Source organism: Enterobacter sp. 296B2, assembly GCF_034106185.1.
Classification (GTDB): Bacteria; Pseudomonadota; Gammaproteobacteria; order Enterobacterales; family Enterobacteriaceae; genus Enterobacter; species Enterobacter cloacae_N.
The window spans coordinates 112684-134852 of sequence record NZ_JAWNCA010000009.1 but is presented as its reverse complement, the minus strand read 5'-3'; the positions used below and the strand labels follow the sequence as shown (position 1 = coordinate 134852).

Sequence of the window (22169 nt, the reverse complement as noted above, 5' to 3'; positions counted from 1 at the left end):
GTGGGGCATCACTGCAAATAAGGATATAAAATGCCTGTAATTACTCTTCCTGATGGCAGCCAACGCCATTTCGACCACGCTGTTAGCCCTATGGATGTTGCCCTTGACATCGGTCCTGGCCTCGCGAAAGCGACCATCGCCGGCCGTGTGAACGGTGAGCTGGTTGATGCGTCCGATCTGATTGAAAACGATGCGACGCTTGCAATCATCACCGCGAAAGACGAAGAAGGTCTTGAGATCATTCGTCACTCCTGCGCGCACCTGTTGGGTCATGCTATCAAGCAGCTGTGGCCAAACACCAAAATGGCGATCGGTCCGGTTATCGACAACGGCTTCTACTATGACGTTGATCTTGACCACACCCTGACCCAGGAAGATATCGACGCGCTCGAAAAACGTATGCACGAGCTCGCCGAAACCAACTATGACGTCATCAAGAAGAAAGTCAGCTGGCACGAAGCGCGTGAAACCTTCGTCAAGCGTGGCGAGAGCTACAAAGTCTCTATTCTCGATGAAAACATCGCTCATGATGACAAGCCTGGCTTGTACCATCACGAAGAATACGTCGACATGTGCCGTGGACCGCACGTGCCGAACATGCGCTTCTGTCATCATTTCAAGCTGATGAAGATCGCCGGCGCCTACTGGCGTGGCGACAGCAACAACAAGATGTTGCAGCGTATCTATGGTACCGCGTGGGCTGATAAGAAAGCCCTGAACGCGTACCTGCAGCGCCTGGAAGAGGCCGCGAAGCGTGACCACCGTAAAATCGGTAAGCAGCTCGACCTGTACCATATGCAGGAAGAAGCGCCGGGCATGGTGTTCTGGCATAACGATGGCTGGACTATCTTCCGTGAACTGGAAACGTTCGTACGCTCCAAACTGAAAGAGTATCAGTATCAGGAAGTGAAAGGCCCGTTCATGATGGACCGTGTGCTGTGGGAAAAAACCGGCCACTGGGACAACTACAAAGATGCGATGTTCACCACCTCGTCTGAGAACCGTGAATACTGCATCAAGCCAATGAACTGCCCGGGCCACGTACAGATCTTCAACCAGGGTCTGAAATCCTACCGCGACCTGCCGCTGCGTATGGCGGAGTTCGGTAGCTGCCACCGTAACGAGCCATCAGGCGCGCTGCACGGTCTGATGCGCGTTCGTGGCTTTACTCAGGATGATGCGCATATCTTCTGTACTGAAGATCAGGTCCGTGATGAAGTTAACGCCTGTATTCGTATGGTCTACGATATGTACAGCACCTTTGGCTTCGAGAAGATCGTGGTCAAACTCTCAACGCGTCCGGAAAAACGTATCGGTAGCGATGAGACCTGGGATCGCGCAGAAGCGGATCTCGCCGTAGCGCTGGAAGAGAACGGCATTCCGTTCGAATACCAGCTGGGCGAGGGCGCGTTCTACGGTCCGAAAATTGAATTTACCCTGTATGACTGCCTCGATCGCGCATGGCAGTGCGGAACGGTACAGCTGGACTTCTCCCTGCCGCAGCGTTTAAGCGCCTCTTATGTTGGCGAAGACAACGAGCGTCAGGTGCCGGTCATGATTCACCGTGCCATTCTCGGTTCTCTGGAGCGCTTCATTGGCATCCTGACCGAAGAGTTCGCGGGCTTCTTCCCAACCTGGCTTGCGCCAGTGCAGGTCGTGGTGATGAACATTACCGATTCTCAGGCAGATTACGTTAAAGAATTGACGCAGAAACTACAAAATGCGGGCATTCGCGTAAAAGCAGACTTGAGAAATGAGAAGATTGGCTTTAAAATCCGCGAGCACACTTTACGTCGTGTCCCGTATATGTTGGTCTGTGGTGATAAAGAGGTGGAAGCAGGCAAAGTTGCCGTTCGCACCCGCCGTGGTAAAGACCTGGGCAGCCTGGACGTAAGTGAAGTGATTGAGAAGCTGCAACAAGAGATTCGCAGCCGCAGTCTTCAACAACTGGAGGAATAAGGTATTAAAGGCGGAAAACGAGTTCAAACGGCACGTCCGAATCGTATCAATGGCGAGATTCGCGCCCAGGAAGTTCGCTTAACAGGTCTGGAAGGCGAGCAGCTGGGGATTGTGAGTCTGAGAGAAGCGATCGAAAAGGCTGAAGAAGCTGGAGTAGATTTAGTTGAAATCAGCCCTAACGCCGAACCGCCAGTTTGTCGTATCATGGACTACGGCAAGTTCCTTTATGAAAAGAGTAAGTCTTCTAAGGAACAGAAGAAGAAGCAAAAAGTTATCCAGGTTAAGGAAATCAAATTCCGTCCTGGTACCGACGATGGCGATTATCAGGTAAAACTCCGCAGCCTGATTCGCTTTCTGGAAGATGGCGATAAGGCCAAGATCACGCTGCGTTTCCGCGGTCGTGAGATGGCCCACCAACAGATTGGTATGGAAGTGCTTAACCGCGTCCGTGACGATCTGAGTGAACTGGCAGTAGTCGAATCCTTCCCTACGAAGATCGAAGGCCGCCAGATGATCATGGTGCTCGCTCCTAAGAAGAAACAGTAAGGCCTTCAAGCAGCAAAATCTGTGGAGCCTTCGGGTTTCATAGGTTTTGTTCGCCTATGTTTCGTTTATTTAACAATGCGAAGTGGAAGTTATTAAGATGCCAAAAATTAAGACCGTACGCGGTGCTGCTAAGCGCTTCAAAAAAACCGGTGGTGGTGGATTTAAGCGTAAGCACGCAAACCTGCGTCATATTCTGACCAAAAAATCTACTAAGCGTAAACGTCACCTGCGTCCAAAAGGCCTTGTTTCTAAAGGCGATCTGGGTCTGGTTATCGCGTGCCTGCCGTACGCATAAGCCGTTAACGTTTAATTTTTTACTAAGAATATAGATACAGGAGAGCACATATGGCTCGCGTAAAACGTGGTGTAATTGCACGTGCACGTCACAAGAAAATTTTGAAACAAGCTAAAGGCTACTACGGTGCGCGTTCACGCGTATACCGCGTTGCCTTCCAGGCTGTTATCAAAGCAGGTCAGTACGCTTACCGTGACCGTCGTCAGCGTAAGCGTCAGTTCCGTCAACTGTGGATTGCGCGTATCAACGCAGCAGCACGTCAGAACGGTATTTCTTACAGCAAATTCATCAACGGCCTGAAAAAAGCCTCTGTTGAAATCGACCGTAAGATCCTGGCTGACATCGCAGTATTCGACAAAGTAGCGTTCACCGCTCTGGTCGAAAAAGCGAAAGCAGCACTGGCATAAGCCAGTTGAGAGAGGGGGCTTTGCTCCCTCTTTTCATTTAACACCATCAGAAGATTGACATTTATCCGTCCAGGCTTTTCAATAAGGTCTTAACGGTTTTTACCACACAAGGTAACGCAAGCATGAATGCTGCTATTTTCCGCTTCTTCTTTTACTTTAGCACCTGATCTCAGGAGGCTAGCGCGTGAAAGATGAAACGAAAAACAGCGCCAGATAAGCCTCCCGATGGAGGCTTTTTTTGTGCCTGAATTTGAGAGAATAACTCCACCAAATCGGTGTCTGCACCGACATAATGAGGAAAATCATGTCACATCTCGCAGAGCTGGTTGCCAGTGCAACAGCCGCCATTAATCAGGCCTCAGATGTTGCCGCGTTAGACAATGTCCGCGTCGAATATCTTGGGAAGAAAGGGCACCTGACCCTTCAAATGACAACCCTGCGTGAACTGCCGCCTGAAGAACGCCCTGCAGCGGGTGCGGTGATTAACGAAGCCAAAGAGCAGGTCCAGCAGGCGCTGAACGCACGCAAGGCCGAGCTGGAAAGCGCGGTGCTGAACGCACGTCTGGCGGCAGAAACCATTGACGTTTCTCTGCCGGGCCGTCGTATCGAAAACGGTGGTCTGCACCCGGTCACCCGCACCATCGATCGCATTGAAAGTTTCTTCGGTGAGCTCGGCTTTACCGTGGCGACTGGCCCGGAAATCGAAGATGATTACCACAACTTCGACGCCCTGAACATTCCAGGCCATCATCCGGCACGCGCTGACCACGACACTTTCTGGTTTGATGCTACGCGTCTGCTGCGTACCCAGACCTCAGGCGTTCAGATCCGTACCATGAAGGAGCAGGAACCGCCAATCCGCATCATCGCGCCGGGTCGCGTCTATCGTAACGACTACGATCAGACCCACACCCCAATGTTCCACCAGATGGAAGGCCTGATTGTTGATAAAAATATCAGCTTCACCAACCTGAAGGGCACGCTGCACGATTTCCTGAACAACTTCTTTGAGGAAGATCTGCAGGTTCGTTTCCGTCCTTCTTACTTCCCGTTCACCGAGCCGTCTGCGGAAGTTGACGTGATGGGCAAAAACGGCAAATGGCTGGAAGTGCTGGGCTGCGGCATGGTGCATCCAAACGTGCTGCGCAACGTGGGTATCGATCCGGAAGTTTACTCCGGCTTTGCGTTCGGTATGGGCATGGAGCGTCTGACCATGCTGCGCTACGGCGTCACCGACCTACGTGCATTCTTCGAAAACGATCTGCGTTTCCTCAAACAGTTTAAATAAGGGCAGGACAGAACAATGAAATTCAGTGAACTGTGGTTACGCGAGTGGGTGAACACCACGCTGGACAGCGAAGCGCTTTCCAACCAGATCACCATGGCGGGCCTGGAAGTTGACGGCGTTGAGCCAGTTTCCGGTGCCTTCAACGGTGTGGTCGTCGGCGAAGTGGTAGAGTGCGGCCAGCACCCTAACGCTGACAAACTGCGCGTGACAAAAGTGAACGTGGGCGGTGACCGTCTGCTGGATATCGTCTGCGGTGCGCCAAACTGCCGTCAGGGCCTGAAGGTGGCCGTGGCGACCGTCGGTGCCGTGCTGCCGGGTGATTTCAAAATCAAAGCCGCCAAGCTGCGCGGCGAGCCGTCTGAAGGCATGCTGTGCTCTTTCTCCGAGCTGGGTATTTCCGACGATCACAACGGCATCATTGAGCTGCCGCTGGATGCACCAGTTGGCACCGATATCCGCGAATACCTGAAGCTTGATGACAACACTATCGAAATCAGCGTTACGCCAAACCGTGCCGACTGCTTAGGCATTATCGGCGTGGCGCGCGACGTGGCCGTACTGAACCAGACCGAACTCAACGCGCCGGACATTGCGCCGGTTGAAGCGACCATCAGTGACGTGCTGCCGATTCAGGTTGACGCTGCAGACGCGTGCCCGCGCTACCTCGGCCGCGTGGTGAAAGGCATCAACGTTAAAGCGCCAACCCCGCTGTGGATGAAAGAGAAGCTGCGCCGCTGCGGTATCCGCTCAATCGACGCCGTGGTTGACGTCACTAACTACGTTCTGCTGGAGCTGGGCCAGCCGATGCACGCGTTCGATAAAGATCGCATTGAAGGCGGCATCGTTGTGCGCATGGCGAAAGAGGGCGAAACCCTGGTGCTGCTGGACGGCACTGAAGCCAAACTGAATGCCGACACCCTGGTGATTGCTGACCACAGCAAAGCGCTGGCAATGGGCGGTATCTTCGGGGGCGAGCATTCTGGCGTGAACGATGAGACGCAAAATGTCCTGCTGGAATGCGCGTTCTTCAGTCCGCTCTCCATCACCGGTCGCGCACGCCGTCACGGCCTGCACACCGATGCCTCTCACCGCTACGAGCGCGGCGTTGACCCGGCGCTGCAGTACAAAGCGATGGAACGTGCGACCCGCCTGCTGATCGACATCTGTGGCGGTGAAGCGGGGCCGGTTATTGACGTCACCAACGAAGCGACGCTGCCTAAGCGTGCGACCATCACCCTGCGCCGCAGCAAGCTGGATCGCCTGATTGGCCATCACGTTGCCGATGCGCAGGTGACCGACATCCTGAAGCGTCTGGGCTGTGAAGTGACCGAAGGCCAGGACGAGTGGAAAGCCGTTGCGCCATCATGGCGTTTCGACATGGAAATTGAAGAAGATCTGGTCGAAGAAGTGGCCCGCGTTTACGGCTACAACAACATCCCTGACGAGCCTGTCCAGGCGGGTCTGGTAATGGGGACCCACCGTGAAGCTGACCTGTCCCTGAAGCGTGTGAAAACCATGCTGAATGACAAAGGCTACCAGGAAGTGATCACCTACAGCTTCGTTGATCCTAAGCTGCAGCAGCTGATCCACCCAGGTCAGGAAGCGCTGATCCTGCCAAGCCCAATCTCCAGCGAAATGTCCGCGATGCGTCTGTCCCTGTGGACGGGCCTGCTGGGGACTATCGTTTACAACCAGAACCGCCAGCAGAACCGCGTGCGCATTTTCGAAAGCGGTTTACGCTTTGTGCCGGATAATCAGGCAAATTTAGGCATCCGTCAGGATCTCATGCTGGCTGGCGCCATCAGCGGTAACCGCTACGAAGAGCACTGGGACCTGGCAAAAGGCACGGTTGATTTCTACGATATGAAGGGTGATCTGGAAGCGATTCTGGATCTGACCGGTAAATTATCTGAAATTGAATTCCGCGCGGAAGCGATTCCTGCGCTCCATCCGGGCCAGAGCGCGGCGATTTATTTAGAGGGCAAACGCGTTGGTTTCATTGGGGTTGTTCATCCTGAGCTGGAGCGTAAGCTGGACCTGAACGGCCGTACCATCGTGTTCGAGCTGGAGTGGAACCCGGTTGCAGACCGCGTTATTCCTCAGGCGCAGGACGTCTCTCGCTTCCCGGCGAACCGCCGTGATATCGCGGTTGTGGTCGCTGAAAACGTGCCCGCAGCAGATATTTTGGCCGAATGTAAGAAAGTTGGCGTAAATCAGGTAGTTGGCGTAAACTTATTTGACGTGTACCGCGGCAAGGGCGTAGCAGAAGGTTTCAAGAGCCTCGCTATTAGCCTTATCCTTCAGGATACCAGCCGTACACTCGAAGAAGAGGAGATTGCCGCTACCGTCGCCAAATGTGTAGAGGCATTAAAAGAGCGATTCCAGGCATCATTGAGGGATTGAACCTATGGCGCTTACAAAAGCTGAAATGTCAGAATATCTGTTTGATAAGCTTGGGCTTAGCAAACGGGATGCCAAAGAGCTGGTAGAGCTGTTTTTCGAAGAGATCCGTCGTGCTCTGGAAAATGGTGAGCAGGTAAAACTCTCCGGTTTTGGCAATTTTGATTTGCGAGACAAAAACCAACGTCCGGGCCGTAACCCGAAGACGGGGGAAGATATTCCCATTACAGCCCGCCGCGTGGTGACCTTCAGACCCGGCCAGAAGTTAAAGAGCCGCGTCGAAAACGCAACGCCTAAAGCAGAGTAATATGAACTAACCAAAAAGGCCGCCCACGCGGCCTTTTTTCTTTGCGCTCTTCGGCAAAGCCGCCGTAAAATCAATTACATCACTCGCTAACAAACCGTACACATGCTTGATTATGCTCATCGTCAGCACCGTTCCGATCGGCGTCGCCTGCTTCTGCTGGTGCTGCTGCTTATTCTCGCCGCGGGTATCAGCCTCTGCGCAGGCGACAGCTGGATCGGGCCTGAAAGCTGGATGGGGCCTGACGGGCAGCTCTTCGTCTGGCAGATTCGTCTGCCGCGCACCGTCGCGGTGATCCTGGTCGGCGCCGCGCTGGCGCTGTCTGGCACCATAATGCAGGCGCTGTTCGAAAACCCGCTGGCGGAGCCCGGCCTGCTCGGCGTGTCGAATGGTGCAGGCGTCGGGCTGATTGCGGCGGTAATGTTGGGCGGGGGAGAGCTGTCCGGCTGGAGTATTAGCCTGAGCGCCATTCTCGGCGCACTGCTGATCACCGTCATTCTTCTTCGCTTCGCCAGACGGCACCTGTCGACCAGCCGGCTGCTGCTTGCCGGTGTCGCGCTGGGGATCATCTGTAGCGCGCTGATGACCTGGGCGGTCTACTTCTCGACGTCCTTTGACCTGCGTCAGCTGATGTACTGGATGATGGGCGGCTTTGGCGGCGTTGACTGGCAGCAGGGCTGGCTAATGGCGCTGCTGGTGCCTGTCATCGCGTGGGCTGCTCTGCAGGCCCAGCCGTTGAACCGGCTCGCGCTGGGGGAAATCTCTGCTCGCCAGCTCGGCATGCCGATTGGTTTCTGGCGTAACGTACTGGTCATTGCCATTGGCTGGCTGGTGGGCGTGAGCGTGGCCCTGGCGGGGGCGATTGGCTTTATCGGGCTGGTCATTCCGCACATGCTGCGTCTGTGCGGTTTCACGGATCATCGAACCTTGCTTCCGGCCTCGGCGGTTGCCGGGGCCGCCACGCTGCTGGTGGCCGATATCATCGCCCGGCTTGCCCTGACGGCCGCAGAGCTGCCGATTGGCGTGGTGACCGCTACGCTGGGCGCGCCAGTCTTTATCTGGCTACTATTAAAAGCCGGACGTTAAAAACTACCCGTAAGACAACCTGAGGGAATGCTATGCAGTCAGATATCCTGAATACCGAAGTGACCACCATTGATGGGGATAACACCACGCTGGAAGGCTACAAAGGCAAGGTGTTGCTCATCGTCAACGTGGCATCGAAATGCGGCCTGACGCCGCAGTACGAGCAGCTGGAGAATATTCAGAAGGCCTGGGAGAAAGACGGTTTTACCGTGCTGGGCTTCCCGTGCAACCAGTTCCTGGGCCAGGAGCCGGGCAGCGAAGAAGAGATCAAAACCTTCTGCAGCACTACCTATGGCGTGACGTTCCCGATGTTCAGCAAAATTGACGTCAACGGTGAAAACCGCCATCCGCTGTATGCGAAGCTGATTGCTGCCGCGCCGAAGGCCGTTGCGCCGGAAGAAAGCGGTTTTTACGAGCGTATGGCCAGCAAAGGCCGCGCGCCGCTCTATCCGGACGACATTCTGTGGAACTTCGAAAAATTCCTGATTGGTCGTGACGGCCAGGTCGTTCAGCGTTTTTCGCCGGATATGACGCCTGAGGATCCGATCGTCATGGAATCTATCAAGCTGGCGCTGGCGAAATAATGCCACTCCTGATGCAGCTCACGGACGTCGCCGAGAAGGGGCGTCTGGAGCCGATAACCTGCGGCATCGATTCGGGCGAAATCCTGCATCTCGTCGGGCCAAACGGCGCGGGTAAAAGTACGCTGCTGGCGCGGATGGCGGGGCTGACTACCGGGCCTGGGCAGATTACGCTGCTGGAACATGCCCTGGCCGACTGGTCACCCGCCTCGCTGGCCCACCGGCGCAGCTACCTGGTGCAGCAGCAGGTACCGCCTTTTGCGATGCCGGTCTGGCATTATCTGATGCTGCATCTGCACGACAAACAGCATACGGCACTGCTGGAGGAAGTGGCTGCGGCGTTAGGGTTGGAAGATAAACTGTCCCGGCATGCCAGCCAGCTTTCCGGTGGTGAATGGCAGCGGGTGCGTCTGGCGGCGGTCATTCTGCAGATCCATCCCGCGGGCAATCCTCACGGGAGGCTGCTGCTGCTGGATGAACCGATGAGCGGTCTGGATGTCGCCCAGCAGGCGGCGCTGGATAGCCTGTTAAGCGCTCTGAGCAGGAAAGGTATCGCCGTAGTGATGAGCAGCCACGATCTTAACCATACGCTGCGTCACGCCCATCGGGTATGGCTCCTGTCGCGCGGCAGAATGATTGCCAGCGGCACGCGGGACCGGGTCCTTACGCCGCCAAATCTCGCCCGCGCCTACAGCATGTCGTTCCGCAGGCTGGATATAGAGGGACATAAGATGCTGATTTCTACCGGGCAGGAGTAACCGTTTCTTGCCTGTGAACACAATTGCACGCTAAATTACCGAAAGAACAATAAAAGCAGAGGATTCGTCTGAAAATGCGATTCTGGTTTCTCCTCATGGCGGCACTATTTCTTGCGGGATGCAGCAGCCATCGTGCACCGCCGCCTAACCCGCGGCTATCAGATTCTATCACCGTCATTGCCAGCCTTAACGATCAGCTGAGCAACTGGCGCGGTACGCCTTATCGCTACGGCGGCATGAGCCGCGGCGGAGTGGACTGCTCAGGCTTTGTCCTGATGACGTTTCGTGACAAGTTTGATCTACAGCTTCCGCGAGACACGCGCAAACAGGCGGAAATAGGAACAGAAATTGATAAAGACGATCTCCTGCCCGGGGACCTGGTCTTTTTCAAAACCGGCTCGGGAGAAAGCGGTTTGCATGTTGGCATATATGATACAGACAACCAGTTTATTCATGCATCTACCAGCCGCGGCGTGATGCGCTCTTCTCTTGATAACGTGTACTGGCGTAAAAATTTCTGGCAGGCGCGACGTATTTAGTCTGCCCGGACACGTTTTTTATGTCGGCATGGTAACTATTAAACCATGCCGTTTTTTCTCAAATAAGCTGATTAAAGTTAAATTTACCTAAATTAGCAACATCCTTATGTGTCTGTTTTATCTAAAACTGGCTATTACTCTGTAACCAGGATAAGATTATTTTAGATTCAGGGATAAATCTGAAAATTAATACGGAACTAATGAAATTAAACTTATTAAAATCAAGACAGTGGAATTGTGTCAGCAATTGCTCCAGGATGTCCTCTCTCATCTTTAATGCGGGGCGAGTGCAATGATTATTACGCTAGATAATGCTTACCAGTCTGAACTGATGCTTCTGCCTGCCCGTAATAGTGCAGGCGAGCTAAAAGGTTTAGAAATACTGGTTAACTTTACTGGCGTCGGCACCGATGTGAGGATCCCTACCGAGCTCGTTATCCCCCGGCTTTCAGCGGCAGAAGAGTTAGCGCTGTTTAACGAAAAACTGCAATTGCTTGATACCTGTAAACTGTTTTTTATTCAGCATCAGTTAATTGCATGGATCAATATTACACCAGCAATTGTTGAGTTTTTATTAAGTAATGGGAATGCTGTTTCAATTCTTGAGCGTTATCCGTTTCTTGAGTTTACTGTTAATGAGAACTATCCAGGTTTAAATAACGGAAAGGACGATCTGCAACTGGCAAGAATGGCGATCCATTTTCCGCTGGTCCTGGCAAACTTTGGTGCCGGTGCTGCATCGCTCAAGGCCGTCTATGATGGATTATTTAAACGGGTTATTCTTGATAAAGGATTCATCCAGCAGCGTGCTTCGGAGCTTTCTTTCGAGCCTTTTATGCGCGCGATCCTCTGGCAAATAACGCCGCACTGCCAGTCGGTGATCGTCTCCGGCATTGACGACCACGCTCTGCTGCAGCGCGTCCTGTCCTTTAATTTTGGTGCCATGCAGGGCGCGCTCTGGCCAGCCGTCTCGCCGGAGCACGTCACAACGCTCGTTCAGCAGCGATAACCCTGCCTTTCGCCCGTGTTTAAGTCCGGGTAAACCCTCTACACTAAAAGCAGGAGGACTTATGACCCTGTCTTTTACCGCTCACTGGCATGACGAGTTGCCTGGCTTTTACACCGCACTCAAACCAACACCGTTACATAATTCACGTCTTATCTGGCATAACGATCGGCTGGCCGATGAGCTGGCCATTCCGCCTGATATGTTTCAGCGTTCAGACAGCGCTGGCGTCTGGGGAGGAGATACGCTTCTCCCCGGTATGCAGCCTCTGGCTCAGGTCTATAGCGGACACCAGTTTGGTGTCTGGGCGGGGCAGCTGGGCGACGGCAGGGGGATCCTGCTCGGCGAACAACGCCTTCCCAACGGAGAGACGGTTGACTGGCATCTCAAAGGCGCAGGTCTTACCCCATATTCACGGATGGGCGACGGGCGGGCGGTATTGCGGTCTACAATACGCGAAAGCCTGGCATCCGAAGCGATGCATGCGCTGGGTATTCCCACTACCCGCGCGCTGTCGATCGTCACCAGCGACACGCCGGTGACGCGCGAAACGGTGGAAAAGGGGGCGATGCTGATGCGCATTGCGCAAAGCCATCTGCGCTTTGGTCATTTTGAGCACTTTTACTATCGCCGCGAGCCGGACAAGGTTCGCCAGCTCGCGGACTTCGCCATTCGCCACCACTGGGCGCATCTGCAGGATGAGGCGGATAAATACGTTCTCTGGTTCCGGGACGTGGTTGCCCGTACCGCCACGATGATTGCGCGCTGGCAAACGGTAGGCTTTGCTCACGGGGTCATGAACACGGACAATATGTCGATTCTTGGCCTGACCTTTGATTACGGTCCGTTTGGTTTCCTGGATGATTATCAGCCGGGGTATATCTGCAACCATTCCGACTATCAGGGGCGTTACAGCTTTGACAATCAGCCCGCGGTTGGGCTGTGGAACCTCCAGCGGCTTGCACAAACTTTATCGCCGTTTATCGACGTCGATGCCCTGAACGATGCGCTCGACAGCTATCAGGACCTTTTGCTGCGGGAATACGGCACGCTGCTGCGTAACAAGCTGGGGCTGATGACCCAGGAGAAGGGTGATAACGACATCCTTAACGGACTGTTTGCCCTGATGGCGCGTGAAGGGAGCGATTACACCCGCACCTTCCGCATGCTGGGCCAGACGGAGCAGCACAGCGCCGCCTCGCCGCTGCGCGACGAGTTTATTGACCGGCAGGCGTTTGACGACTGGTTTACACAGTACCGCACGCGGCTGCAGCAGGAGCAGGTAGACGATGTTACACGTCAGGTACAGATGAACGCAGCGAATCCGGCAATGGTGTTGCGCAACTGGCTGGCGCAGCGGGCGATTGAGCAGGCAGAGCAGGGCGAGTATGACGAGCTACACCGTCTGCATCTGGCGTTGCGCACGCCGTTTGCCGACCGGGATGATGATTACGTCAGCCGCCCGCCCGACTGGGGCAAGCGGCTGGAAGTCAGCTGCTCAAGTTAAGGATTTTGGCCGGGCGGCAGGGTCGCCTTACCCGGCCTGTTCATCACTGAGCAACCCAGCCGCCATCCATATTCCACGCGGCGCCGCGAACGTTCACGGCGCCCTCGCTGCACAAAAACAGCGCCAGTTCACCCAACTGCTCCGGGGTAACAAACTCCCCTGAAGGCTGTTTCTCTGCAAGGAGCTGTTCGCGAGCCTGCTCCGGCGGCACGCCATCCGCGATGCGCTTATCAATTTGCTGTTGTACCAGCGGCGTCAGTACCCAGCCGGGGCAGATGGTATTGGCGGTAATACCCGTGCGGGCGGTTTCCAGCGCCAGCGATTTGGTAAAGCCCACTACGCCATGCTTGGCCGCAACGTAGGCCGATTTCTCTTTCGACGCGACCAGCCCGTGAACGGAGGCAATATTGATAATGCGCCCCCAGTTTTTCTCGCGCATGGCCGGCAGCGCCAGCCGGCTGGTGTGAAACACTGCGGAGAGGTTTATGGCGATAATGTCGTTCCACTTCTCCACCGGAAAGGCGTCGACCGGGGCCACGTGCTGGATCCCGGCGTTGTTCACAAGAATGTCCACGCCGCCAAACTGCGATTCGGCGTAGCGCATCATGGCTTCAATCTGCAATACGTCCCGCAGATCCGCATCGTGATAGCCCGGCTTTTTACCCAGTTGCGCAATTTCTTCCCGTGCCGATGCGCTGTCGCCAAAACCGTTGAGGATCAGCTGCGCGCCCGCCTTTGCCAGCACGCGGGCGATCCCAAGGCCAATGCCGCTGGTCGAGCCGGTCACCAGGGCGGTTTTACCGTTCAGATTCATTTTTCTCTCCTTACACAATGCCGGTCAGATAGAACACGGCAATGACAAAAAGCACTGCCAGACTTTTAATGATGGTGATTGCGAAAATGCCGCCGTAGGCCTGGCGATGGCTCAGGCCGGTGATAGCCAGCAGGGTAATCACCGCGCCGTTATGGGGCAGCGTATCCATCCCGCCGCTCGCCATCGAGGCCACGCGGTGCAGCACCTCAAGCGGAATATTGGCCGCATGGGCGGCAGCAACAAAGGTATCGGCCATCGCCGCAAGGGCGATGCTCATTCCGCCGGACGCCGAGCCGGTGATCCCCGCGAGAACGGTCACGCTGATGGCCTCATTCAACAGCGGATTCGGAATGGCCGCCAGCGCTTTGGATAACACCAGGAACCCGGGCAGGGCGGCGATAACCGCGCCGAAACCGTATTCGGAGGCGGTATTCATCGCCGCCAGAATGGCACCGCTCACCGCGGTCCGACTGCCTTCAGCCAGACGCCCACGGATATTGCGAAAGCCAAAAATCAGCACCAGCACGATACCGGAGATCAGCGCCGCTTCCACGGCCCAGATGGCGGTGATCTTGCCCACCTCGGTGACAATCGGTTTCGCCAGACCAGGCAGAGTAAGCTCGTGGGTCGTGCCGTACCAGCCGGGGATCCAGCGGGTAAACAGCAGGTTCAGTATGCCCACCAGCAGCAGCGGGGAGATAGCAATCAGCGGATGCGGGAGGTTAATGTTATCCGGCGTTTCGGGCTCATTTTTCAGATCCGTGCCGTAACCTTCATTGTTATTCAGCGCCTTACGCCGCTGGCGCTCCAGCCAGAGCAGGCCAAAGACGATAATAAACAGTGAGCCAATAAGCCCCAGCCACGGCGCGGCCCAGGCGTTCGTACCAAAGAAGCTGGTGGGGATGATATTCTGGATCTGCGGCGTGCCGGGCAGAGCGTCCATGGTAAACGAGAACGCCCCCAGCGCGACGGTGGCCGGGATCAGCCGCTTAGGGATGCCGCTCTGGCGAAACAGCTCGGCGGCAAACGGGTACACCGCAAACGCCACCACGAACAGTGAAACGCCGCCGTAGGTTAATAGCGCACACACCAGGACAATCACCGGGATGGCGTGTCGACGCCCGAGGATCTGGATCGCGGCGGCGACGATGGAGCGTGAAAAACCGGAAAGCTCAATCAGCTTGCCAAACACCGCACCCAGCAGGAATACCGGGAAGTAGAGCTTGACGAAGCCCACCATCTTTTCCATAAACAGGCCGGTAAACGTCGGGCCGACGGCACCCGGATCGGTCAGCAGCACGGCGCCGAGCGCCGCGATCGGCGCAAACAAAATAACGCTATATCCGCGATAGGCCGCCAGCATCAGCAGCGCCAGCGCCGCCAGGGCTATTAACACACTCATTACGACTCCTCACTTTAATTATTATTCGGGTACCAACGAGAGGCTTAACGCTCGACGGTGAGAGCAATGCCTTGCCCGCCGCCTACGCACAGGGTGACGAGCCCTTTTTTAACGTCACGGCGCTGCATTTCGTACAGCAGGGTCACGAGGATGCGGCAGCCGGAGGCGCCAATCGGATGACCCAGGGCGATAGCGCCGCCGTTAACGTTCACCCTGCGTTCATCCCAGCCAAGCTGCTGGCCCACCGCCAGCGCCTGGGCGGCAAAGGCTTCGTTAGCTTCAATGAGGTCCACCTCGTCGAGCGTCCAGCCCGCCCGCGCCAGTGCCGTCCGGCAGGCGCTGACCGGGCCGATACCCATTACCGACGGATCAACGCCCGTCACGGCGTAACTTACGATGCGGCCAAAAACAGGCAATCCGCTCTCCCGCGCCTTTTCCTCGCTCATCAGCAGCACCGCGGCAGCACCGTCGTTGAGCGTGGAGGCATTCCCCGCTGTGACGGTGCCTTCCTCGTGTAAAAATGCGGGGCGCAGCTGGGCCAGCTTCTCAGCGGTGGTGCATGGCCGGGGCTGTTCGTCACGGCTGACGATAAGCGGCGGTTTTTTACCCTGTTTCACCGTCACCGGCGCTATCTCGTCGTCAAAGCGACCCGCTTCGATGGCGGAGGCCGCTTTTTGCTGCGACCGGGCGGCGAAGGCGTCCTGGTCCTTGCGGGAAATGTCATACTCACGGGCGACGTTTTCAGCGGTGAGCCCCATGTGGTAATCGTTGAAGGCGTCCCACAGGCCGTCGGTAATCATGCTGTCCTTAAGGCCCGCATGCCCGAAACGCAGCCCGGCACGTGCGCCGTCCAGCAGATACGGCGCGTTGCTCATGCTCTCCTGACCGCCGGCGATAGCCACCTCCGCGTCGCCGCAGCGGATCGCCTGGGCGGCGAGCTGCACCGCTTTTAAGCCCGCGCCGCACACCAGGTTTACGGTGGTCGCCGGTGTGCTGACGGGCAATCCGGCGCTGATGGCCGTCTGGCGCGCAGGGTTTTGCCCGCATCCGGCCGTCAGCACCTGTCCGAAAATCAGTTCGTCTATGTGCTCTGTGCTGAGACCGCTGTTCTCAAGCAGGTGCCGTACCGTGACGGCCCCAAGCTCAACCGCAGAAAGGGACGAGAGCGATCCGCGAAAACTGCCTATGGGGGTTCGCGTTGCCCCGACAATCATGACCTTTTTCATGCTGACCCCTCAGTTGAAGCGCATCTCGCGCACGTCATCCGCCACAATGATTTTCCCTGCCGTTTTACGCACGATCTCGTCAATACTGACGCCCGGGGCGTATTCCCGCAGGATGAACGCGCCGTCCTCGATTTCCAGCAGCGCAAGATCGGTCAGGACCCGACGGATGCAGCCCGCGCCCGTGAGCGGCAGCGTGCAGCGCGGCAGCAGCTTTGACTCACCGCTTTTTGAGGCGTGGGTCATCACCACGATGATGTTCTGTGCCCCGGCGACAAGATCCATCGCGCCGCCCATGCCCTTCACCATCTTTCCGGGGATCATCCACGAGGCAATGTTGCCCTCCACGTCCACTTCAAACGCGCCCAGCACGGTCAGGTCGACATGGCCGCCGCGGATCATGGCAAACGACTGGGCCGAGTCGAAAATGGCCGCGCCTGTCCGCGCGGTCACGGTCTGTTTACCGGCGTTGATCATGTCGGCGTCAAGGCTCTGATCATCAGGAAACGCGCCCATCCCCAGCAGCCCGTTTTCCGACTGGAGCATCACATCCATCCCGTCCGGAATGTAGTTCGCCACCAGGGTAGGGATGCCGATCCCCAGGTTGACGTAGTAACCGTCGCGCAGCTCGCGGGCGACGCGCATGGCCATCTGTTCACGGGTTAACATCGTCACACTCCTTCGGCGCGCAGCGTGCGCTGCTCAATGCGTTTTTCAAACTGGCCGACAATCAGCCTGTCGACGTAAATTCCCGGGGTATGAATGGCCGAGGGGGGCAGCTCACCCGGCGGAACAATCTCTTCCACCTCCACCACCGTTATCCGGCCCGCTGTTGCCATCAGCGGATTAAAGTTTTGCGCGGTATGGCGATAGATAACGTTGCCGTACCAGTCCGCTTTCCAGCCCTTAATGAGCGCGAAATCACCGGTAATAGCCTCTTCAAGGATGTAGTGCTTCCCCGCAAACTGGCGCACGTCTTTACCGACAGCCACGGGCGTGCCGTAGCCGGTGGCCGTGTAAAATGCCGGAATGCCCGCGCCGCCCGCGCGCACCTTTTCCGCCAGCGTGCCCTGCGGCGTGAGTTCAATCTCCAGCTCGCCGCTCAGCACCTGACGCTCGAACAGTGCGTTCTCGCCGACGTAAGAGGCCACCACTTTGCGTACCTGCCGCGTTTCGAGCAGTATCCCGAGACCGAAACCGTCCACGCCGCAGTTGTTTGACACCACGGTCAGATCTTTCACCTGACGGCGTCTGACCTCTGCAATAAGGTTCTCCGGAATGCCGCACAGACCGAAGCCGCCTGCCAGCAAGGTCATTCCGTCCGTCAGCCCATCCAGCGCCTGCGCATAGCTGCCGACGCGCTTATCCAGTCCTGCCATAGTCATCCCTCCCGTTAACCGTGCCGGTATCATTAGGGGCGGCGACTCATTTGTTAATTTTGAATTTGTGACCCACTCATTTGGTTTTTTTATTAATTTACTGTTAACTAATTCTTTTCAATTAGTTAACAGGATGAAAAATGAGAATGAGTGTCAAACAGTTACGCGCGTTTTTAGCGGTAGCTCACACTCTCAATTTCGCGCACGCCAGCGAACGCTTAAATCTCTCCCAACCGGCACTGAGCCTGACGATTAAAAGTCTGGAAGACGCGCTCGGTGGCCCGCTGCTGCAGCGGAGCACGCGCAAGGTCGCGCTGACGCAGGAGGGAGAGACGTTTTTGCCGATGGCGCGCCAGCTGCTTGCCGACTGGGATAACGTCGAAGAGGCGATGCACCAGTGCTTTACCCTGCAGCGCGGTAAAATCTCGGTCGCCGCCATGCCGTCGTTTGCCGCGAATGTCCTGCCCGAGGTGCTGAAAGCGTTTCGCGATCGCCACGCCGGGATCAACGTCACCGTGCATGACGTCATCAACGAGCAGGTGATTGAGATGGTGCGTGAAGGGCGGGTTGAGATGGGGATCGCCTTCGAACCGGCCCCCACGCACAACCTGCTGTTTACGCCGCTGGGGCTCGACAGGTTTGTTGCCATTGTGCCTAAAGATTCCTCGCTGGCGGGCAAAAAGCGGCTGGCCTGGGAAGAGCTGCTGACGCTAGATTTCATTACCCTGCAGCGCCCTTCGGCGGTACGTCTGATGATGGAGGAGGAGCTGGCGCGAAGCGGCAGAAAGCTGGACGTGGCGCTGGAGAGTCATCAGCTGGTGACGGTAGGGCGCATGGTCGCCAGCGGACTGGGCGGCAGCGCCGTACCGGCGCTCTGCGAGGCGCAGATGACGGCACTGGGCGCGGTCTGTATCCCGCTGGATAGCCCGCCTATTGAAAAGTGCATCGGAGCAATCCATCCAGGGCACACGCAGCTCTCTAAGGCGGCGCATGCCCTGCTGGAAACGCTGAAGGATTTTTACCAGCCCACTCAGGGGGCGAGAAATACCTGCGGTACGGGGTGATCCGGGTGGCTGCCAACGCACACCTGCGCGCCGTACCAGCGCGCCAGCGTCCCGGCCTGCAGCACGTCCTCGGGCGCGCCGCGGGAGACCAGCCTGCCGTTGTGCATCAGCATAATGCGATCTGCCCACAGCGCCGCCAGATTGAGGTCGTGCAGCACCACGCAGACATGGAGGTGACCCCGACGGGTCAGGGATTTCAGCAGGCGCAGCAGATGCTGCTGGTGGTAGAGATCCAGCGCGGAGGTGGGTTCATCAAGAAACAGCCAGCCGCGCGGTGCCCCGTCGCACCAGAGCTGGGCCAGCGCGCGGGCGAGCTGGATCCGCTGCTGCTCGCCGCCGGAGAGCGTCGAATAGTGTCTGCCCGCCAGCGGTAAACAGCCCGTAATCGCCATCACTTCCTCAACCACTGATGCTTCAGGGGCGCGAGTCCAGGGCGCCCGGCCCATACCGACCACCGCTTCTACCGGCCAGTCGAATCCAGGCTGTGTATTCTGGCGCATCACCGCCCGGTAGCGGGCGAGGGTATCCGGCGGCCAGTCCGCAAGCGGCGTGCCGGCCAGAGTGCAGCGTCCGCTTGCGGGCTTGAGGTAGCCGGTAAGCAGCCGCAATAATGTCGACTTCCCGGCACCGTTGGGGCCAATCAGTGCGACCAGCTCACCCTGAGAGAGAGTAAGCGACACATCGTCGATCAGCGTCCGCTGCCCGGCGTGAAAGAAAATGTTCTCCGCACAATAGCGTTCAGCCATGCGTACCTCCGCGACGAAAGATAAGCCACAGGAACCACGGCGCACCGAGAAGGCTGGTCAATAACCCGACGGGCATCTCCGCCGGGGAGACCAGGGTGCGCGCCAGCGTGTCGGCAACCAGCAGCAGCAGCGCGCCGGCCAGCACCGAGCCGGGAACGACGGCCCGGTGGTCGGCTCCCAGCCACATGCGCATCAGGTGCGGCACCACAAGGCCAATAAAGCCGATCACGCCGCTGACGGCCACCGCCGCGGCAACCAGCAGGGCGCTGCACAGCAGCAGGATCCTCTGCACAGTGGCAACATCCACCCCGAGATAGTGCGCCTCTTCATCGCCCAGTTGCAGCAAATTGAGCGGGCCGGCCAGCCGCCAGATAATCAGCACCGCGGGCACCATCAGCGACGTTACCGCCAGCAGGGTGGACCACTGCGCCTGCCCGAGGCTGCCCATTCCCCAGAGCGAAAGCTGGCGAAGCTGGGCATCGTTGCTAAGCCAGGAGAGCACCCCGACGGCCGCGCCGCACAGGGCGTTGATGGCGATCCCCACCAGCAGCAGGCGGGACAAGGAGCCGTGACGCTGCTGGCTGAGCAGGAAGATAAGAACGGTTGCGGCCAGCGCGCCGAGGAACGCCGCAAGCATCGGGGCGTACAGCATCAGCAGGGCAGGTAAAGCGGCGGGAATAACCACCCACAGCGCCACCGCCAGCGCCGCGCCGCTGCTGATCCCCAGCAAACCCGGGTCCGCCAGCGGGTTGCGGAACAGCCCCTGCATCACACAGCCGGCCAGCGCCAGCGCACCGCCAATCACCAGCGCCAGCAGCACGCGGGGTAGGCGAATGGTAAGCCAGATCTGACGCATGGTCTCATCGCTGCCGCTCCACAGCAGGCTGACCGGCAGGTGCAATGCCCCAAACCCCGTCGCCGTGAGCGTCATGATGCTCAGGATCGCGGCCAGCATCCACAACGACAATGCGATCCGCCGGGACATCAGGGCAGTTGCTCCGCTTTGGTGCGCAGCTTCTGGATGGCATCCGGCGTTCGCACGCTGAAGCCCAGCAGGGCCATATCATCAATCGCCAGCACCTGCCTGTTCCGTCCCGCCGGGGTTTGCGCCAGGCCGGGCAGCTTCCACAGGTTTTCCTCGCCGCCCAGCGCGTTCACGCCGTCCTGCGAAATCACCACCAGGTCGGGCCGGCTGGCAATGACTCCTTCCTGCGACAGCGGCTGATAGCGGGTGAATCCCTGCATCGCGTTCTGCAGCCCGGCGGCCCGGATGGCGGCGTCTGCGCCGGTCTGCTGCCCGGCGGCCATCGCGGTCATTCCCCCGTGGTTGAGGATAAACAGCACCCGCTTGTTAAGGGGCGCTGCGGGCAGCGCCGCCAGCGCCTGGCGCAGCGTGTTGCGCAGGGCTTCCCCCTCGGCTTCACGGTGCGTGGCGTCGGCAATCACCCGAACCTTTTCGTCAATGACGCTCAGGTCGTTGCGGCCAGGAACGGTAACCACCCTGACGTGACTTTGTTCGACCTGCTTCAGCGCAAGAGACGGCTGCGCCTGGTCGCTGGCCAGCACCAGCGTGGGGCGCATGGACAAAATGCCTTCGGCGTTGAGCTGACGTAAATATCCCACGTCAGGCAGATCGTTTGCCGCCTGCGGCCACTGGCTGGTGCTGTCGCGTGCGACCAGAGAAGACTGCGCGCCAAGCGCATAGACAATCTCCGTCACGTCGCCGCCAAGGGCGACAATTTTCTCCTGCGCGGCGGCAAACGCTACCAGAGGCAGGGCGCACAGCAGGGCTAACCACGTTTTCATGCGGCCAGCCCTTTTGGCGTCAGGGCGTCAATCTGGCTGCGCCACTGGCTCTGCTCCGGCTCGCCTTCGGTACGCTGGCCATAAAGCTGCGCGATTTGCGTGCCGTCGGCGGCAAACAGCTCCAGGCTGGTGACGTGGCCGTCTGCGGTTGGTTTGCGCGTCACCCAGCTCTCCGCGATGGTTTCTTCCAGCAGATGCAGCGTAAAGGCGGGATTAAAGATGTTCAGCCAGCCTTTCATCGGCACGACTTTCTGTACTGCACCGGTGAAGATCTGCACGCAGCCGCGGTTACCGACGAATACCATGATTTCGTTGCCGTCCTGACGTGCCGTTTCCAGCAGCTGTGCCAGCGCGCTGTTCTCCACCTTACAGGCAAGGTCGTCGCCCACCAGGCGAAACGCCTGCTGACGGCTGAGATTGTGGCGTTTGAGCAGGCTGAAGAACTGATGCACGTCAGTCATGGCGCGCCACTCCTTATCCACGAGAGCGGCATCCGCGTTTTCGGCGTGAGCCGGGGCATCCGCAGCGCCCAGCTCAAGCGGCGGATTATCGGCAAAGATAAAGCGGGTCAGCACATCGCCCCAGGCGGCGAGGTCGGTGTTGTCCGTGGTATAGACCTTGAGCACCGCATCGCCCTGGCGATCGAAGAACTGAATGCTCTGCCGCTCGCCGCGTGGGGTGGCTTCGCTGAGGTGAAACGCGCTCGCCCATTGGTTGAGGAACAGGCGAAGATCCAGCGCGCGCGGGTTCAGCACCAGCCCGGCGTGGCCCTTCAGGTGCTGGTTGGTGAAGCTGCCAACCTGCTCGTGCACGGCATACTCGTTGCGGCAGATGCACTTGGTTTCACCCACTGCTTCCAGCGCGCCCAGGATATCGCGGATTTCACCGCGCAGTCGCCAGGCGTCGTGACCCACGCGGGCAAAGGTCAGCTCCGCTTCGCTGATATTCATTAACCCTGCGATGTCTCGCGCGTACTTACCCGGATGTTCTTCTTTTAGCTCAAGCCAGCGTGTGTAGTGATTCATTGTCTTATCCTTCTGAAGAGTGGCCCCGAAGGGA

24 protein-coding genes and 1 other annotated feature are annotated in these 22169 nt (G+C 57.8%); of the genes, 15 read left to right on the top strand and 9 right to left on the bottom strand.

The window, feature by feature from the left end; all coding sequences use genetic code 11:
* Window positions 1-30: 30 nt before the first annotated feature.
* From thrS to selO, 14 genes are all read left to right on the top strand, one after another.
* Entirely contained in the window at window positions 31-1959 is a 1929-nt protein-coding gene (gene thrS, locus URZ40_RS09455; protein WP_028012814.1) for a threonine--tRNA ligase, read from the top strand.
* 3 nt (window positions 1960-1962) lie between these two features.
* Window positions 1963-2505, top strand: a complete 543-nt coding sequence (infC, locus tag URZ40_RS09450) for a translation initiation factor IF-3 (protein ID WP_023616141.1) — start codon at window positions 1963-1965, stop codon at window positions 2503-2505.
* Window positions 2506-2602: 97 nt separating this feature from the next.
* Window positions 2603-2800 (top strand): 50S ribosomal protein L35, encoded by a 198-nt coding sequence (gene rpmI / locus URZ40_RS09445; RefSeq protein ID WP_003030583.1) that lies wholly within the window; start codon window positions 2603-2605, stop codon window positions 2798-2800.
* A 50-nt stretch (window positions 2801-2850) separates the two neighbouring features.
* Window positions 2851-3207, top strand: coding sequence for a 50S ribosomal protein L20 (gene rplT, locus URZ40_RS09440; protein ID WP_000124850.1), 357 nt, complete (start codon window positions 2851-2853; stop codon window positions 3205-3207).
* 117 nt (window positions 3208-3324) lie between these two features.
* Window positions 3325-3449 (top strand) — a sequence feature (Phe leader region).
* Complete coding sequence (pheM, locus tag URZ40_RS09435) at window positions 3330-3374, top strand: pheST operon leader peptide PheM (RefSeq protein ID WP_001386830.1); 45 nt, start codon at window positions 3330-3332, stop codon at window positions 3372-3374. It overlaps the preceding feature by 45 nt.
* Window positions 3450-3511: 62 nt before the next feature.
* Window positions 3512-4495 (top strand): phenylalanine--tRNA ligase subunit alpha, encoded by a 984-nt coding sequence (pheS, locus tag URZ40_RS09430; RefSeq protein ID WP_020884406.1) that lies wholly within the window; start codon window positions 3512-3514, stop codon window positions 4493-4495.
* A gap of 15 nt (window positions 4496-4510) precedes the next feature.
* Window positions 4511-6898 (top strand): phenylalanine--tRNA ligase subunit beta, encoded by a 2388-nt coding sequence (pheT, locus tag URZ40_RS09425; protein WP_320720432.1) that lies wholly within the window; start codon window positions 4511-4513, stop codon window positions 6896-6898.
* 4 nt (window positions 6899-6902) lie between these two features.
* Window positions 6903-7202, top strand: a complete 300-nt coding sequence (gene ihfA / locus URZ40_RS09420; protein ID WP_003857805.1) for an integration host factor subunit alpha — start codon at window positions 6903-6905, stop codon at window positions 7200-7202.
* Between the two features lie 102 nt (window positions 7203-7304).
* Entirely contained in the window at window positions 7305-8285 is a 981-nt protein-coding gene (gene btuC, locus URZ40_RS09415; protein WP_116340506.1) for a vitamin B12 ABC transporter permease BtuC, read from the top strand.
* A gap of 32 nt (window positions 8286-8317) precedes the next feature.
* Entirely contained in the window at window positions 8318-8869 is a 552-nt protein-coding gene (locus URZ40_RS09410) for a glutathione peroxidase (protein WP_166710835.1), read from the top strand.
* Window positions 8869-9624 carry a vitamin B12 ABC transporter ATP-binding protein BtuD gene (gene btuD / locus URZ40_RS09405; RefSeq protein WP_116340502.1) on the top strand — a complete coding sequence of 252 codons (756 nt, stop codon included), beginning with the start codon at window positions 8869-8871 and terminating at the stop codon, window positions 9622-9624. The genes URZ40_RS09410 and btuD overlap by 1 nt, the downstream gene beginning before the upstream one ends.
* A gap of 74 nt (window positions 9625-9698) precedes the next feature.
* Window positions 9699-10163, top strand: coding sequence for an NlpC/P60 family protein (locus URZ40_RS09400; protein WP_320720431.1), 465 nt, complete (start codon window positions 9699-9701; stop codon window positions 10161-10163).
* Between the two features lie 292 nt (window positions 10164-10455).
* The gene (locus URZ40_RS09395) at window positions 10456-11172 is read left to right on the top strand and encodes an EAL domain-containing protein (RefSeq protein WP_116340500.1); all 717 of its coding nucleotides are present in this window, start codon (window positions 10456-10458) and stop codon (window positions 11170-11172) included.
* 61 nt (window positions 11173-11233) lie between these two features.
* The gene (gene selO, locus URZ40_RS09390) at window positions 11234-12676 is read left to right on the top strand and encodes a protein adenylyltransferase SelO (RefSeq protein ID WP_320720430.1); all 1443 of its coding nucleotides are present in this window, start codon (window positions 11234-11236) and stop codon (window positions 12674-12676) included.
* 43 nt (window positions 12677-12719) lie between these two features.
* On the opposite strand, the gene URZ40_RS09385 is transcribed toward selO, so the two are convergent.
* The 5 genes from URZ40_RS09385 to URZ40_RS09365 are packed head-to-tail and all read right to left on the bottom strand — an operon-like array spanning window position 12720 to window position 17494.
* Window positions 12720-13490: a 3-hydroxybutyrate dehydrogenase gene (locus URZ40_RS09385; RefSeq protein ID WP_166710839.1), complete on the bottom strand. Its 771-nt coding sequence runs from the start codon at window positions 13488-13490 to the stop codon at window positions 12720-12722.
* A gap of 10 nt (window positions 13491-13500) precedes the next feature.
* Window positions 13501-14892 carry a GntP family permease gene (locus URZ40_RS09380; protein ID WP_233002392.1) on the bottom strand — a complete coding sequence of 464 codons (1392 nt, stop codon included), beginning with the start codon at window positions 14890-14892 and terminating at the stop codon, window positions 13501-13503.
* Window positions 14893-14936: 44 nt separating this feature from the next.
* Window positions 14937-16118: an acetyl-CoA C-acetyltransferase gene (locus URZ40_RS09375; RefSeq protein WP_302218788.1), complete on the bottom strand. Its 1182-nt coding sequence runs from the start codon at window positions 16116-16118 to the stop codon at window positions 14937-14939.
* A 9-nt stretch (window positions 16119-16127) separates the two neighbouring features.
* Complete coding sequence (locus URZ40_RS09370) at window positions 16128-16784, bottom strand: CoA transferase subunit B (protein WP_320720428.1); 657 nt, start codon at window positions 16782-16784, stop codon at window positions 16128-16130.
* Between the two features lie 2 nt (window positions 16785-16786).
* Window positions 16787-17494, bottom strand: a complete 708-nt coding sequence (locus tag URZ40_RS09365; RefSeq protein WP_116340487.1) for a CoA transferase subunit A — start codon at window positions 17492-17494, stop codon at window positions 16787-16789.
* 140 nt (window positions 17495-17634) lie between these two features.
* Between URZ40_RS09365 and URZ40_RS09360 the strand changes: the two genes are divergently transcribed.
* Entirely contained in the window at window positions 17635-18558 is a 924-nt protein-coding gene (locus tag URZ40_RS09360) for a LysR family transcriptional regulator (RefSeq protein WP_320720427.1), read from the top strand.
* Here URZ40_RS09360 and URZ40_RS09355 read toward each other — a convergent pair.
* From URZ40_RS09355 to chuS, 4 genes are read right to left on the bottom strand one after another with little or no spacing between them, the layout of a single operon-like run.
* A complete protein-coding gene (locus URZ40_RS09355; protein ID WP_320720425.1) occupies window positions 18525-19304 on the bottom strand; it encodes a heme ABC transporter ATP-binding protein in 780 nt (259 codons plus the stop codon). The two genes, URZ40_RS09360 and URZ40_RS09355, sit on opposite strands and share 34 nt — an antisense overlap.
* A complete protein-coding gene (locus URZ40_RS09350; RefSeq protein WP_320720423.1) occupies window positions 19297-20289 on the bottom strand; it encodes an iron ABC transporter permease in 993 nt (330 codons plus the stop codon). The genes URZ40_RS09355 and URZ40_RS09350 overlap by 8 nt, the downstream gene beginning before the upstream one ends.
* Window positions 20289-21110: a hemin ABC transporter substrate-binding protein gene (locus URZ40_RS09345; RefSeq protein WP_302218786.1), complete on the bottom strand. Its 822-nt coding sequence runs from the start codon at window positions 21108-21110 to the stop codon at window positions 20289-20291. Before URZ40_RS09345 ends, URZ40_RS09350 begins: the two co-directional genes overlap by 1 nt.
* A complete protein-coding gene (gene chuS, locus URZ40_RS09340; protein WP_320720421.1) occupies window positions 21107-22135 on the bottom strand; it encodes a hematinate-forming heme oxygenase ChuS in 1029 nt (342 codons plus the stop codon). Before chuS ends, URZ40_RS09345 begins: the two co-directional genes overlap by 4 nt.
* Window positions 22136-22169: the final 34 nt, after the last annotated feature.

Excerpts from the sequence above, each read along its gene's own strand:
- thrS (WP_028012814.1), top strand. The coding sequence starts at position 31 with ATGCCTGTAATTACTCTTCCTGATGGCAGCCAACGCCATTTCGACCAC.
- rpmI (WP_003030583.1), top strand. The coding sequence starts at position 2,603 with ATGCCAAAAATTAAGACCGTACGCGGTGCTGCTAAGCGCTTCAAAAAA.
- rplT (WP_000124850.1), top strand. The coding sequence starts at position 2,851 with ATGGCTCGCGTAAAACGTGGTGTAATTGCACGTGCACGTCACAAGAAA.
- pheS (WP_020884406.1), top strand. The coding sequence starts at position 3,512 with ATGTCACATCTCGCAGAGCTGGTTGCCAGTGCAACAGCCGCCATTAAT.
- pheT (WP_320720432.1), top strand. The coding sequence starts at position 4,511 with ATGAAATTCAGTGAACTGTGGTTACGCGAGTGGGTGAACACCACGCTG.
- ihfA (WP_003857805.1), top strand. The coding sequence starts at position 6,903 with ATGGCGCTTACAAAAGCTGAAATGTCAGAATATCTGTTTGATAAGCTT.
- btuC (WP_116340506.1), top strand. The coding sequence starts at position 7,305 with ATGCTTGATTATGCTCATCGTCAGCACCGTTCCGATCGGCGTCGCCTG.
- URZ40_RS09410 (WP_166710835.1), top strand. The coding sequence starts at position 8,318 with ATGCAGTCAGATATCCTGAATACCGAAGTGACCACCATTGATGGGGAT.
- btuD (WP_116340502.1), top strand. The coding sequence starts at position 8,869 with ATGCCACTCCTGATGCAGCTCACGGACGTCGCCGAGAAGGGGCGTCTG.
- URZ40_RS09400 (WP_320720431.1), top strand. The coding sequence starts at position 9,699 with ATGCGATTCTGGTTTCTCCTCATGGCGGCACTATTTCTTGCGGGATGC.
- URZ40_RS09395 (WP_116340500.1), top strand. The coding sequence starts at position 10,456 with ATGATTATTACGCTAGATAATGCTTACCAGTCTGAACTGATGCTTCTG.
- selO (WP_320720430.1), top strand. The coding sequence starts at position 11,234 with ATGACCCTGTCTTTTACCGCTCACTGGCATGACGAGTTGCCTGGCTTT.
- URZ40_RS09385 (WP_166710839.1), bottom strand. The coding sequence starts at position 13,490 with ATGAATCTGAACGGTAAAACCGCCCTGGTGACCGGCTCGACCAGCGGC.
- URZ40_RS09380 (WP_233002392.1), bottom strand. The coding sequence starts at position 14,892 with ATGAGTGTGTTAATAGCCCTGGCGGCGCTGGCGCTGCTGATGCTGGCG.
- URZ40_RS09375 (WP_302218788.1), bottom strand. The coding sequence starts at position 16,118 with ATGAAAAAGGTCATGATTGTCGGGGCAACGCGAACCCCCATAGGCAGT.
- URZ40_RS09370 (WP_320720428.1), bottom strand. The coding sequence starts at position 16,784 with ATGTTAACCCGTGAACAGATGGCCATGCGCGTCGCCCGCGAGCTGCGC.
- URZ40_RS09365 (WP_116340487.1), bottom strand. The coding sequence starts at position 17,494 with ATGGCAGGACTGGATAAGCGCGTCGGCAGCTATGCGCAGGCGCTGGAT.
- URZ40_RS09360 (WP_320720427.1), top strand. The coding sequence starts at position 17,635 with ATGAGAATGAGTGTCAAACAGTTACGCGCGTTTTTAGCGGTAGCTCAC.
- URZ40_RS09355 (WP_320720425.1), bottom strand. The coding sequence starts at position 19,304 with ATGGCTGAACGCTATTGTGCGGAGAACATTTTCTTTCACGCCGGGCAG.
- URZ40_RS09350 (WP_320720423.1), bottom strand. The coding sequence starts at position 20,289 with ATGTCCCGGCGGATCGCATTGTCGTTGTGGATGCTGGCCGCGATCCTG.
- URZ40_RS09345 (WP_302218786.1), bottom strand. The coding sequence starts at position 21,110 with ATGAAAACGTGGTTAGCCCTGCTGTGCGCCCTGCCTCTGGTAGCGTTT.
- chuS (WP_320720421.1), bottom strand. The coding sequence starts at position 22,135 with ATGAATCACTACACACGCTGGCTTGAGCTAAAAGAAGAACATCCGGGT.